A 12,107-nucleotide genomic window follows, 5' to 3' on the forward strand; every position below is an offset into this window, starting at 1 on the left:
CGCGAATTCTGCGAGACTGCCGCCGTGGCCGACGTCATGCACCGGGTCCTCGCGCTGCTCGCGGTCCTGCAGTCGGGCCGGAGCTTCAGCGGTGCGGAACTGTCGGCGCGGCTGGACGTCCCGCCGCGCACCCTGCGGCGCGACATCGGCCGCCTCCGCGGTTACGGGTATCCGGTCGAGACCCGGCCGGGCCCGGGCGGCCACTACCGGCTCGCGGCCGGGCGGGCCATGCCTCCGCTGCTGCTCGACGACGACGAGGCCGTCGCCACCCTGCTGGGCCTGGCGGCCCTCGGCTCGACCGGCAGCGCGAGCGAGGGCAGCATCGACCAGGCCGCAGTCCGCGCCTACGGAAAGGTGGACCAGTACCTGCCCAAGCGGCTGCGCCCCCGCGCGGCGGCGCTGCGCGCGAGCCTGGAGACCGCGCCCACTCCCGCGCCGAGCACCAGCGCGGAGACGGTCAGCAGGATCGCCGAGGCAATCGCGCAGGAGCGCGCGGTCGCCTTCCGCTATGCGGGGGCGGGCGGAGCGGCCACCACGCGCCTGGTCGAGCCGCACCGTCACCTCCACCTGCACCAGCGCTGGTATCTGCTGGGGTGGGATGTCGACAAGCGAGACTGGCGGACCTTCCGCCTCGACCGGCTCACCGAACTCCGGGTGACCGGCCGGACCTTCTCCCCCCGCCCGCTGCCGGCCGGGACGGGCATCGACCGGCTCCGTGCGGGCATCAACCGGCACCGGCGGCGCGTGGTGCTGACCGTCGAGGCTCCGGTACCGGCGGTGGCCGACGCGTTCCACCGCCAGGACGTCGTGCTCAGCGCGCTCGCCGGGGGTGCCACCCGCGCCGAACTCGCCCTCGACTCCTGGCAATGGCTGCTGCCCGGACTCGCCTTCCTCGACGCCGACTTCACCGTCGAGGAGCCCGAGGACTTCCGCACCGCGCTGCGGAACTTCGCCGCCCGCCTCGGCCGCGCCGCACCCGGGCCGCCGCCCCACGGCCGGGAGGAGCCCGGGCCCGGCAGCACGCCCGGCGCGGGGAGCGCGGGGCCGGGCGGGTAGTCGACGTCCTCGCCGGATTCCATGAGAACACCGGGCGCCCGGATGTCGGGGCGCTTCCTCGCGCTGCCGCAGCGGCCGACCGGAGAGCACCGAAGGTCTTCTGAGGCGGCGAACGGGCAGGCCGACACGAGGCCCCGGGCGGGGAATCCGTCCCCCGATTCCCCGAAAGGCCCGGGCAGCGTCGGATATCTGCCGCTCATTCCGTCCACGACAATCGCGCCCGGCCGGGAGTCATACCCGGGATTCCGGCGCACCGACGCCTCCCGGACCGACTGTCCGCGGGGCAGGTAGCCACACAGGAACTCTTCCGCCGGGCAGAGCGGGGCACATCGGTCGTGCTTCGACCCTGCCCGCATTCGGGCGTTCGGGAATCGCTCCCGAGGCTTCCTGCGGCCCGGTACCGGCTGCGTGCGGCGGCCGATACCGGACCGTGGGGTCAGCGAGGAGCGGGCACGGAAGCGGACTCGGCGGCGCCGTCGTTGTCGCCGCGCACCCACACGGTCCGCTGCGGAAAGGGGATGTCGACCCCGGCGGCCTCCAGCGCCTCCTTGACCCGGCGGCGCAGCTCGCGGGTGACGCCCCACTGCTTGAGCGGGGCCGTCTTGACGGCGATGCGCACGAGCACACCGTCGGCGTCCAGGGACTGCACACCCCAGACGGACGGGTCCTCCAGGAGCATGCCCTCGAAGCGGGGGTCCTCCCGCATCTCCCGACCGGCCGCCTCCAGGACGCCGCAGACGGTGTCGAGGTTGGACTCGTAGGCCACGGAGACGTCCAGGACCGCGCGGGCCCACTCCTGGCTGTCGTTGCGGACCCGCAGGATCTCACCGTTGCGGATGTGCCACAGGCCGCCGTTGAGGTCGCGGATCTGGGTGAGCCGCAGGCCGACGTGCTCGACCTCACCGATGGCCTCGCCCAGGTCCACCGAGTCGCCCACTCCGTACTGGTCCTCCAGCATGATGAGCATGCCGGACAGGTAGTCGGCCACCAGGCTCTGCGCGCCGAAACCGATGGCCAGACCCACCACACCGGCACTGGCCAGCAGCGGGCCGAGCGCGATGCCGACCTGGTCGAGCACCATCGCCGCGCCCATGACGCCGACGACGACGGTGACGATGCTGCTCAGTACCGACCCGATGGTCCTGGCCCGCTGCTCGCGCCGCTCCTGGGCCCGGGACCGGTCGCGCTGCAGCACCGCCGGGCCCCGGCCGGACGGGCGCGGTCCGGTCTCCCGCTCCTCGGACGGCTCCAGGATGCGCTTCACCACATGCTTGATGCCCTTCTTGGCCAGCATGCGGACGATTGCCATGCCTATGACGATGAGCAGGATGCGCAACGGCACGCCGATGAGAGTGTCCACGTTGTCGCGCAGCCAGTCCGGGGCGGTCATGGCCTGTTGCATGTCACCACTGGGCAAGGAGGACGGCGACGCGTCGGTAAGTGACACGAGAGAGACTGCTCCGCTCTTCATCGACAGCTGGATTTTTCGCGCCAGCGACCGTAGCCGGGGTCCGGCAACCGGGTCAAAATCGTGAAGACCGGACGTGAGCGGCGTGAACGTCAGGCACGGAAAAAGGAATGGGAATCGAACTCGGGGCCGGTGCACGGAAGTGCACCTCACCACCCGGGGCGACGTCCCGCCCCTTCCCGCCCCTTCCCGTCCTTTTCTGCCGGCTTGCGCATGCGGGGCTTTCGATCCGCCTTCCACGCGGAAAGCGCGAATTCCGCACCGAATCCCTGCCCGGTGTCCGGTGACCGGCGGGCCACGGCCGGTTCGGATACCACCCGATCGCGCAGCGGTTCCCCTGCGCCGCGAATCCGCTTCAGCGCGGCGGGGCCGGCGGGCGGGCGGCGACGACGCGGCGGAAGAGCCTCTGCACGGCGGCGGTGATGTCGGTGTCGGGCGCGGTGTGGTGGCAGGGCCCGGTGTAGGCGTGGGTCAGGAAATCGGCGGTGAGTTCGGGGTCGGGGACGTCGAACTCGCCCGCCGCACTGCCCTGCGTGAGGAGGCTGACGAGCAGGTCGCGGGCCGCGGTCATGGGTTCCTCACCGACTGCGCCGCCGGGTTCGTGGAAGAGGCGGTGGTAGAGCTCGTGGTGGTCCTGTTCCGCTGTGATCCAGGCGGCGACGAGCCCGTCGAGCCGTTCGGTCCAGGTCAGGCCGGGCTGTTCCAGGAGAGCGGTGGGTTGCTGGAGCATGCGGTCCCACATCTCGGCCTGGAGGGCTGCCAGGAGTTCGTGCTTGGAGTCGAAGTAGAGGTAGACCGTGCCCTTGGCGACCCCGGCGCGGGCGGCGACCTTGCTGACGGTCAGCGTCTCGTAGCCGTCGTCAAGGAGCAGGGCGGCCGTTGCGTCGAGGATCTGCCGGCGGCGCACGTCCGGGGGCTGGAAGCGGCCGGCGGGCTGGGCGGGGGCGGACTGGTCCGCGGGCACGGTCCCTCCTTCGTCGTCAGGTGAACCGGCTTGCCGACCCGTGGTCGGTCAGCCGGTGGCCCCCAGGGTGTCACGGGGTTTGCGGGCGACGACGATGACCGCGTGGTCCTCGCCGGGGTACTGGATGCGCGGTACGGCCTGCCGGGTGGCGCGCACGATCTCCAGGCCGAGGCCGGTGAAGGCTTCGGTCAGTTCGGCGAGGGTGGCCAGATCGCCGGGTTCGGCCCAGTCGCAGACCTCCTCGTCCCATTCGCCGAGGGCCAGGATCCCGTCCGGGGCGAGCGCGGCGGCCAGAGTGGCCAGGGTGGCGGTGCGGCCTGGGCCGCGGGGCGGCAGCGCGTAGGAGCTGAGGGCGAAGTCGTAGGCGGTCCCGGGCCGCCAGGTGGCGCTGTCGGCGACGGCGAGTTCGATCCGGTCCACGAGGCCGCGGGCGCAGGCGCCGGCACGGGTGGAGGCGATGGCGCGGGGCGCGAGGTCCACACCGGTGACGCGCCAGCCGCGTTCGGCGAGCGCCAGGGCGTTGCCGCCGGCCCCGCAGCCCAGGTCCAGGGCCCTTCCCGGCGGGAGGTCGCGGGCGGGGGCGAGGAGCATCGGGTCGGGATCGGCGGTGTCGCTGCCGTCCCCGGTGTAGAGGTCGTCCCACGCGAGGTCCGGGTAGGCGGCGGCCCCGGGCCCGTGGGCGTGATCAGTGGCAGGAGTGTCGTGGGTCACAGTTCCTCCGGTGGGAATGAGAGCACTTGAATGACCGTTGGTCAGTAGTATGACCAACGGTCATTCGCCGTCAAGCTCTTCCGGAGGCACCCCGTGCACCACGACCGCAGCGCCCAGTACGACACCGTGATCATCGGCGGCGGCCCCGCAGGTCTGACCGCAGCGCAGACCCTCACCCGCTACCGCCACCGCACCCTGGTCGTCGAGTCCCCCGCCCCGCCTCGCAACGCCGCCTCCCGCGGCGTGCACGGACTGATCGGCATGGAGGGTGCCACCCCCGACGAGCTGCGCTCCCGCGCCTGGGAAGAGCTGGACCGATACGGACTGGCCCGGCGGCTCCCCGCCACGGTCAGCGAGCTCATCCCCCTGGGCGACGACGGATTCACCGTGCGCGCGGACGACGGGACCACCGCCTGGGCCCGGAACGCCGTCCTGGCCACCGGCGTCGTCGACCGGCACCCCGACGGCGTGGAGGGCTTCGCCGCGTGCTGGGGCCGCACGGTGATCCACTGCCCGTTCTGCATCGGCGAGGAGAACGCCGACCGCACCTGGGCCCTGGTCTCCGACGAACCCCGCTACCTCCGCATGGCCGCCACCGCCTTCCGCGCCTGGACCGGCGACACCGTCGCCGTCGCCCCGCCCGCACTGCCCGGCGCCGAAGAACTGCGCCGGGCCCTTCGCGAGCAGGGCAGCGACCTCGTCCAGGGCGAGATCACCCGCCTGCACCACAGCGACGGCGACCTGCACGCCGTTGAGCTGGCCGACGGAACCCTCCTGGAGCGCCAGACCCTGCTGTGGCCCCGGCCCCAGCGCCAGGTCCCGCTCGTCGAGCACCTGGCAGCCGAGCACGGCCTCGCCCTGAGCGGCGGCTGCGTCACCGTGGACGACGGCCACCGGACCAGCATCCCCGGCCTCTACGCCGCCGGCGACCTGACCGGCAGGACCTGGGAACAGGGAGTCGTCCCCGCCGTCACCGCCGGAAGCGCAGCCGCCGACGCCATCCACTTCGCCCACCTGGCCTGACGGCCCCGACACCCCACAGGAACACCCCGTGCCCGAGCAGAACTTCACCGCCTACCTCGACCGACGCGACCACCTCGGCGACCGCACCTCCCTCTACCGGGCCGTTGCAGCCCACACCGGAGCCCGCCGCGTCCTCTACCCCGGCAGCTACCTCGACCTCGCCCCCTCCGCCGTCTGGCCCGACGTCACCTACCTCGACGCCGACGCCCGCGCCCGCAGGGCCTTCCAGGGCTCCGATGCCACCGCGCTCGCCGCCCGGCACAAGGAGTACCCCGAACACCCCCGCATCACCTTCGTACCCGGCGACTACACCCGCACCCTGGCGGAGCTGCCCGAAGCCGAATGGGACCTGGTGCTGTCCCTGTACGCGGGCCCCGTCTCCGAGCACGCCACCCGCTGCCTGCGCCCAGGGGGCTGGCTCCTGGCCAACAACAGCCACGCCGACGCCGGTCTCGCCCACCTCGACCCCCGCTACCGGCTCGCCGCCGTCCTCCACCTCGGCCCCGGCCGCGACCCCGGCCGCCATCGCCTCACCACCGACGACCTCGACCGCTGCCTGCAACCCAAGCGTCCGCCCCACCCCACCCGCGAACAACTCCACGCCGCAGGCAGCGGAACCGCCTACTCCCACCCGGCCACCGCCTACCTCTTCCGCCTCCACTCCCCCGCGCACGACCGGTAGACAGGCCCCGTACCTGGAGCGGCCGGGGCAGGGGACCCGGGGCGTGCCGCGGCGGGCGCGCCCCGTCGGATCTATGCGCTCCAGGCATGCTCCAGCAGGGTGCGGAAGGAGGTGGGCTCCCGGCCGATCAGTTCGGCCAGCGTCGGGTCGACTGCGGTGAACTCGTCTTCCCGCGCCGCCGCGAAGATGCTCAGCATCAGGTCGGCGACGGGCGCGGGGGCGCCGTGCGCCCGTGACTGCTCGCGGAAGGCGCTGTCGGGGACGGGGGTTCGGCTGAAGGCCCGTCCGGTGATCTGGGCCGCGATCTCGCCGACGGCGGCGAAGTCCAGGGCCGCAGGGCCGGTGAGCGGCGGGGTCGGACCCTCGAAGCGGCCCTCGTCGGAGAGGATCGCCGCGGCGGCCTCGGCGAGGTCGTCGTGGCCGGTCCAGGCGACGGGGCCGTCGACGGGGAGGGCGATGTCCCCGGTGTGCCGGGCGGGTTCGAGGAAGTGCAGGGCGCTGGCGGCGTAGAAGCCGTTGCGCAGTGCGGTCCAGGGCAGGCCGGTGGCCCGCAGGAGGTCTTCCGTCCGAGCGTGGTCGCGGCAGGGCTGGAAGAGGGAGTCGTGGGCGGCGCCCATCTGACTGGTGTACAGGAGGCGGCCGACGCCGGTCTGCACGGCGGCGTCGATGGCGGCACGGTGGCCGGTGACGCACTCCTCGCCCGCGCGGTCGAGGGAGACGAGGAGCAGCTGCTCGGCTCCCTCGAAGGCGTGCGCGAGCGAGGCAGGGTCGTCGAAGTCGCCCCGCCGGACGCGGACGCCCCGTTCGGCGAGGTCATGGGCCTTGCGCGGGTCGCGGACACTGACGCCGACACGGGCGGCGGGGACGCGCTCCAGGAGGCGCTCGACGGTGCGGCGGCCGAGCTTTCCGGTGGCTCCGGTCACGATGATCACGAGTGGGGTCTCCCGATGTTTCCGATGGAATCGCGAGAACGATAACACCGGAACTAACAGTGGAAGCAAGTTTTCGATACCATCGATTCATGCGCCACGACACCTCCACCAGTCCCCGCCGCCGCATCGTCGAGGCGGCCGTCGAACTACTGGAGAGCGGCGGACCCGAAGCGGTGAGCACCCGTGCGGTCGCCACCGCAGCCGGGATGCAGCCTCCGGCGATCTACCGCCTCTTCGGCGACAAGGAGGGGCTGCTGGAGGCGGTCGCCGAGCACGGTTACACGCAGTTCCTGGAGCGCAAGCGCGCGCAGCTCGACCCCGCACCGGAGGACCCGGTGGAGGAGCTGCGCCGCGGCTGGGACGTGGTGGTGGAGTTCGGCGTCTCGCACCCCGAACTGTTCGCGGTGATGAACAGGGCCACCAGCCGGGGATCGGACGCGGCCCATCACGCGGGCCTGGAGATCCTCCGCGGGCGGGTGCGCCGGCTGGCGGCCGGAGGATGGCTGCGGGTCGACGAGGAGCTCGCCGCCCAGATCATCCGGGCGACCGGTCAGGGCGCGGTCACCACCTGGAACTCCACCCCCGCGGAGTGCCGCAGCCCGGCGCTGCTGACCGTCCTGCGCGAGTCCATGATCGGCGCCGTCACCCGCACCGAACCGACCGTCCCGGCCGGGGAGTCCGGACCCGCCCCGGCAGCCCGCGCGCTGCGGGCCGCGCTCCCCGACGACACCGGCTCCCTGAGCGACGCCGAACAGCGCCTGCTGCACGAATGGCTCGACCGCCTGGCGTCGGACGGCGGCGTGCCACATGCCTGATCGCCGGGACGGCGCGCGGACGACCGCGTCGTCCCCCTGACGGGGGTCCCGGTCCCCACGTGGTGTCAGATGGGTGCGACCTGGTGCCGCGGTGCGGGCTTCACCCTGTCCCCGCGGCCGGCTCCCGAAAAGCTCCGGTCCCGTCGCGTCGCCGCCCACCAAGCGGCGTGGGCCCGCCTCAGCAATCCACCGGCCGCCCGGAGGCATCACGGACCCCGGGCATCACGACCGCATCAGGTACGTGACGACCCGCGATCAACGCGAGAGACTGTCCGGGATGGACGTTACCGATCAGAGGTTCGACTGATACGCCGAGACGAGCCTCGCCGGCAATTCGGCGCCGGCCCCGGAAACCCGCGCCCCGCGGTGCCGCGAAGCGCCGGGACCAGGACGCCCCCGATCCCGCACAACCTGCTGTCACCAGCAACGAAGCCCGCACAAGCGACAGCTGCCGAACTCGCGTGGAGGCACACATGAGGATGCTCATCAACGTTCCCGAGTCCGTGGTTCCCGACGCACTGCGCGGGATGGCCGCCGCCCACCCCGAGCTGGCCGTGGATGTGGACCGGCGGGTGGTCGTGCGACGGGACGCACCCGTGGCGGGGAAGGTCGCGCTGGTCTCCGGTGGCGGTTCGGGACACGAACCGCTGCACGGCGGATTCGTGGGGCCCGGGATGCTGGATGCCGCATGCCCCGGCGAGATCTTCACCTCTCCCGTCCCCGACCAGATGGTCGCCGCGGCCGCTGCCGTGGACAGCGGGGAGGGCGTGCTCTTCGTCGTCAAGAACTACACCGGCGACGTACTGAACTTCGACATGGCCGCCGAGCTGGCCGAGGACGAAGGGGTCCGCATCGGGAAGGTGCTGGTCGAGGACGATGTGGCGGTGTCCGACAGTACGCACACGGCCGGACGCCGGGGTACGGGCGCCACGCTGTTCGTGGAGAAGATCGCGGGGGCGCTCGCCGCCGAGGGGGCGCCGCTGGAGCGGGTGGAGGCAGTCGCGCGCCAGGTGGCCGACTCCTCGCGGAGCTTCGGGGTGGCCCTCAGCCCGTGCAGCACCCCGTCCAAGGGCGGTCCGATGTTCGAGCTGCCCGCGGGTGAACTCGAACTGGGGATCGGCATCCACGGGGAACCGGGCCGGGAGCGGCGCCCGATGATGACCTCCGGGGAGATCGCGGACTTCGCCGTCGACGCGGTGTTGGAGGACCTGCGGCCCGAGGAGCCGGTGCTCGCACTGGTCAACGGGATGGGAGCGACGCCGCTGCTGGAACTCTACGGGTTCTGCGGTGAGGTGCACCGGGTCCTGGCCGAGCGGCGGATCCCGGTCGCCCGTACCCTCGTCGGCAACTATGTGACCTCGCTGGACATGGCGGGCGCCTCCGTGACCCTGTGCCGGGCCGACGAGGAGCTGCTGCGACTGTGGGACGCACCCGTGCAGACCGCCGGACTGCGGTGGGGCGCCTGAGGACCCGCCCGACGCGAGGGCGGCGGGACGGCCGCACGACCGCGCAGCGGTGCGGCACGCACTGCGGTGCCGCACGCCTCGCACGACGGTGACGTACGCGGTGGTCCTGCCGGAGCGAGCAGCACCACGACCGGGACAGCGGTGAAGGAGCAGGAGTGAGCGGCAAGGTGACGAACGAGGCCGGCGGGTCCGGCGAGGGCGGGACGGGCGGCCGGAAGCTGGACGCCGCCTTCGTCGCCCGTTGGATGACGGCCACCGCCGACGCGGTGGCACGTGAGGCGGACCGGCTGACGGAGCTGGACTCGGCGATCGGCGACGCCGACCACGGCGGCAACATGCGCCGCGGTTTCGAGGCGGTGCGCGGGGAGCTGGCCGAGGACGTCCCCGCGACGCCGGGGGCTGTGCTGATGACGGCGGGCAGGAAGCTGGTCTCCACGGTGGGCGGCGCCTCGGGCCCGCTGTACGGCACCCTGCTGCGCCGTACGGGCAAGGCGCTCGGCAGCGCGGAGCGGGTCAGCGGCGCGGAGCTGGCCGACGCGCTGCGCACCGGGATCGACGCGGTGGCGCAGTTGGGCGGTGCCACCGCGGGTGACAAGACGATGCTCGACGCGCTGCTCCCGGCCGCGGAGGCGCTGGCGGACAGCGGCGGCGAGGACTTCGGCGCCGCGCGCGACGCGGCCGAGCGGGGTGCGGAGGAGACGGTGCCGCTGCAGGCCCGCAAGGGCCGGGCCAGCTATCTGGGAGAGCGCAGCATCGGGCACCGGGATCCCGGTGCGACCTCGGCGGCGCTGCTGGTGGCGGCGCTGGCGGTGGCGGACGGGGCCGAAGGCGGGACGGCAGGGTCCCAGGAGAGCGACAGCGCGGGGAGTGAGTGACGTGGCCGAGGCCGACGGCAGCAAGCGGGTAGGGATCGTCCTGGTCTCGCACAGCAAGGAGGTCGCCGACTCGGTGGCCCGGCTGGCCGCGGGGCTCGCGGGGGTGCCGGACGCCCGGGTGGCCGGTGCGGGCGGACTGCCCGACGGCGGGCTCGGCACCAGCGAGGAACTGATCGTCGAGGCCGCGCACCGGATGGACGAGGGTGCGGGTGTCGCGCTCCTGGTCGACCTGGGCAGCGCGGTCCTGACGGTCAAGACGCTGCTGGCCGAGGGCGACGAACTGCCGGATCCGGCGCGGTTGGTGGACGCGCCCTTGGTGGAGGGTGCGGTCGCCGCCGTCGTGACGGCTGCGGGCGGCGGCGACCTGGCTGCGGTGGCATCGGCTGCCGAGGAGGCCTACACCTACCGCAAGCTCTGAGCAGCGGTCAGGTACGGGCGCGGCGGTCCGCTGTCCGCACCCCCGTCAGTTCCGGACGCGGCGACGGGCGGTGCCACCGGTTCGGCGGGTGGCACCGGCCCGGTCAGGGCCCCGGGCCGAGCCGGGCCCCCGGGCGCGGCCGGACCGGCTCTTCGGCGGAAATCCCGTCCGTTCGCGGGATCCGACCCCGGCCGGGGACCGCAGTCGAGGCCGCGGCCGGCCGGCGGTTCGGTGCGCAGCCCCGGGTCGACGGAGGCCGCCGCAGCGGCGGCCACGGCATGCGGCCACCGACTCTCGGCGGCACGCCGGGTCGCAACCGCCGTCCTGGCGCGGTGCGCGGCGCCGTCGGCCACCGCGCAGGCCGCCGTTCCCGCCAGCGCGTAGCGCCCGTAGCCGGTGCGGTGCACCAGTCCGTGCTCCGCGGCCTGCGCGAGGAGCTTGTTCGCCTGGGAGGCGCTGAGTCCGGCGCGCCGGGCTATCGCCCCCAGCCGGAGCGGCGAGCCGGGGTTCTCCCGCTCCAGCGCCGTCATGGCCGCCAATAACGCGAACCCGGTGGCGGCGCTCACCGGGCGCGCCCGGAACGGAGAATGCCCCGGTACCGGTCACCGGCGCGATACCGCGCCGGGAAGCAGGTCAACGATTTCATCATTGGTTTACACCTTCGAAGTCGTTTGATTCGCCGGATTCCGCACGGCCGGGTCGCTCCCGCCGTCCGCCGTCGTTTCGGATGCCCCGCTCCGGTCGTCCGCATTCGCTGCCGCCCGCAGAACCTGGCATACCGCCCCGGAATGTGACGTCCACTTTTCCGCCGGTGGAAAAGTAGACGTTCCCAACCCGCCACCCTCTTGCGCCGAGCGCACCGGCTGTCGGAAGGTGACCACGGCCGACTTCAGGCCCCCCAGCGGGCAACAGGGAAGGTGGGACGTGGGTATTCCTTTCGCATCCATGGCACCGCCCCGAACCCCGCGTTCGATTTACAGGAGCGCAACCACCCGCATTCGTCGGTGGAGCGCACCCCTCGACCGCACTTTGCCAGGCCGGATTTCGTGCCGGTCGCGCCCGGAAGCTCGCCGTCCGCGCGCTGTGACGGCGGCCCCCTCGAACCCACGCAGAAGGGAGAGCGCCATGCGTTACATCTACTGATGAGTCCAGTTGTCGCGGCCACGCGTATTCACGCGTGGCCGCGAACAGTGCCGACCTCTTTTCACACCATTCCCATCGGATCCGAGAAAGGCTGGCCATGGCGGGAGCGGCAGCACACACACAGCGGGACCCCCTCTACGACCCACTGGCTCCTGAGGTCATCGCCGCTCCGCACGACACCTACCGGCGGCTGCGCGAGCACCGCAGGATCTACTGGCACGCGCAGCTCGACTCCTGGGTGCTCACCGGACACGCCGAATGCCGGAAGGTGCTCGGTGACACGACCGCCTTCGGCTCCGACTTCCGCAGGGTGGGCGAGGAGGTCCCCGATGCCCAACTGAGCGTGCAGTCACTGGACCCGCCCGAGCACTCCGCGGTTCGCCACCTGCTCGTCTCCGCGCTGCACGTACGCTCGCACACGGCCATGACCGACACAGCGGCGGGGGGGGGGGGGGGGGGGGGGGGGGGGGGGGGGGGGGGGGGGCGCGGCGGCGCCGGCGGCGGGGGGGGGGGGCGGCGCGCCCCCCCCCCCCCGCCGCCGGGGCGGGGGGGGG

General features: G+C 73.2%; 12 protein-coding genes. 7 read left to right on the top strand and 5 right to left on the bottom strand.

The window, feature by feature from the left end; all coding sequences use genetic code 11:
• Positions 1-24: 24 nt before the first annotated feature.
• Positions 25-1,056, top strand: a complete 1,032-nt coding sequence (locus ACFYNS_RS01705) for a YafY family protein (protein WP_360298286.1) — start codon at positions 25-27, stop codon at positions 1,054-1,056.
• A 436-nt stretch (positions 1,057-1,492) separates the two neighbouring features.
• Here ACFYNS_RS01705 and ACFYNS_RS01710 read toward each other — a convergent pair whose 3' ends face one another.
• The 3 genes from ACFYNS_RS01710 to ACFYNS_RS01720 form a co-directional block, all read right to left on the bottom strand.
• Positions 1,493-2,446, bottom strand: a complete 954-nt coding sequence (locus ACFYNS_RS01710; RefSeq protein WP_360298283.1) for a mechanosensitive ion channel family protein — start codon at positions 2,444-2,446, stop codon at positions 1,493-1,495.
• Between the two features lie 433 nt (positions 2,447-2,879).
• Positions 2,880-3,488: a TetR/AcrR family transcriptional regulator gene (locus tag ACFYNS_RS01715; protein WP_388600057.1), complete on the bottom strand. Its 609-nt coding sequence runs from the start codon at positions 3,486-3,488 to the stop codon at positions 2,880-2,882.
• A 48-nt stretch (positions 3,489-3,536) separates the two neighbouring features.
• A complete protein-coding gene (locus ACFYNS_RS01720) occupies positions 3,537-4,199 on the bottom strand; it encodes an SAM-dependent methyltransferase (protein WP_388600059.1) in 663 nt (220 codons plus the stop codon).
• A 93-nt stretch (positions 4,200-4,292) separates the two neighbouring features.
• Here ACFYNS_RS01720 and ACFYNS_RS01725 point away from each other — a divergent pair, with 93 nt between their 5' ends.
• On the top strand, positions 4,293-5,222 hold the full coding sequence (locus ACFYNS_RS01725) for an NAD(P)/FAD-dependent oxidoreductase (RefSeq protein ID WP_360298274.1): 930 nt from the start codon (positions 4,293-4,295) through the stop codon (positions 5,220-5,222).
• Between the two features lie 28 nt (positions 5,223-5,250).
• Complete coding sequence (locus ACFYNS_RS01730) at positions 5,251-5,904, top strand: class I SAM-dependent methyltransferase (RefSeq protein ID WP_360298272.1); 654 nt, start codon at positions 5,251-5,253, stop codon at positions 5,902-5,904.
• A gap of 71 nt (positions 5,905-5,975) precedes the next feature.
• On the opposite strand, the gene ACFYNS_RS01735 is transcribed toward ACFYNS_RS01730, so the two are convergent.
• A complete protein-coding gene (locus ACFYNS_RS01735; protein WP_388600062.1) occupies positions 5,976-6,836 on the bottom strand; it encodes an SDR family oxidoreductase in 861 nt (286 codons plus the stop codon).
• Positions 6,837-6,925: 89 nt separating this feature from the next.
• On the opposite strand from ACFYNS_RS01735, the gene ACFYNS_RS01740 reads away from it, so the two are divergent.
• The 4 genes from ACFYNS_RS01740 (at position 6,926) to dhaM (ending at position 10,410) form a co-directional block, all read left to right on the top strand.
• On the top strand, positions 6,926-7,651 hold the full coding sequence (locus ACFYNS_RS01740; protein ID WP_360298266.1) for a TetR/AcrR family transcriptional regulator: 726 nt from the start codon (positions 6,926-6,928) through the stop codon (positions 7,649-7,651).
• A 473-nt stretch (positions 7,652-8,124) separates the two neighbouring features.
• The gene (gene dhaK / locus ACFYNS_RS01745) at positions 8,125-9,117 is read left to right on the top strand and encodes a dihydroxyacetone kinase subunit DhaK (RefSeq protein ID WP_360298263.1); all 993 of its coding nucleotides are present in this window, start codon (positions 8,125-8,127) and stop codon (positions 9,115-9,117) included.
• 245 nt (positions 9,118-9,362) lie between these two features.
• Positions 9,363-9,992, top strand: a complete 630-nt coding sequence (gene dhaL, locus ACFYNS_RS01750; protein ID WP_360298294.1) for a dihydroxyacetone kinase subunit DhaL — start codon at positions 9,363-9,365, stop codon at positions 9,990-9,992.
• On the top strand, positions 9,985-10,410 hold the full coding sequence (gene dhaM, locus ACFYNS_RS01755) for a dihydroxyacetone kinase phosphoryl donor subunit DhaM (RefSeq protein ID WP_388600066.1): 426 nt from the start codon (positions 9,985-9,987) through the stop codon (positions 10,408-10,410). The genes dhaL and dhaM overlap by 8 nt, the downstream gene beginning before the upstream one ends.
• On the opposite strand, the gene ACFYNS_RS01760 is transcribed toward dhaM, so the two are convergent.
• On the bottom strand, positions 10,395-10,976 hold the full coding sequence (locus tag ACFYNS_RS01760) for a helix-turn-helix domain-containing protein (RefSeq protein ID WP_360298261.1): 582 nt from the start codon (positions 10,974-10,976) through the stop codon (positions 10,395-10,397). The two genes, dhaM and ACFYNS_RS01760, sit on opposite strands and share 16 nt — an antisense overlap.
• Positions 10,977-12,107 lie beyond the last annotated feature (1,131 nt).

This window comes from Streptomyces sp. NPDC006925, assembly GCF_042869575.1.
Classification (GTDB): domain Bacteria; phylum Actinomycetota; class Actinomycetes; order Streptomycetales; family Streptomycetaceae; genus Streptomyces.

Bases quoted from the DNA above. Each gene is read 5' to 3' on its own strand.
- ACFYNS_RS01710 (WP_360298283.1), bottom strand. From the start codon at position 2,446: ATGACCGCCCCGGACTGGCTGCGCGACAACGTGGACACTCTCATCGGC.
- ACFYNS_RS01740 (WP_360298266.1), top strand. From the start codon at position 6,926: ATGCGCCACGACACCTCCACCAGTCCCCGCCGCCGCATCGTCGAGGCG.
- dhaK (WP_360298263.1), top strand. From the start codon at position 8,125: ATGAGGATGCTCATCAACGTTCCCGAGTCCGTGGTTCCCGACGCACTG.
- dhaL (WP_360298294.1), top strand. From the start codon at position 9,363: ATGACGGCCACCGCCGACGCGGTGGCACGTGAGGCGGACCGGCTGACG.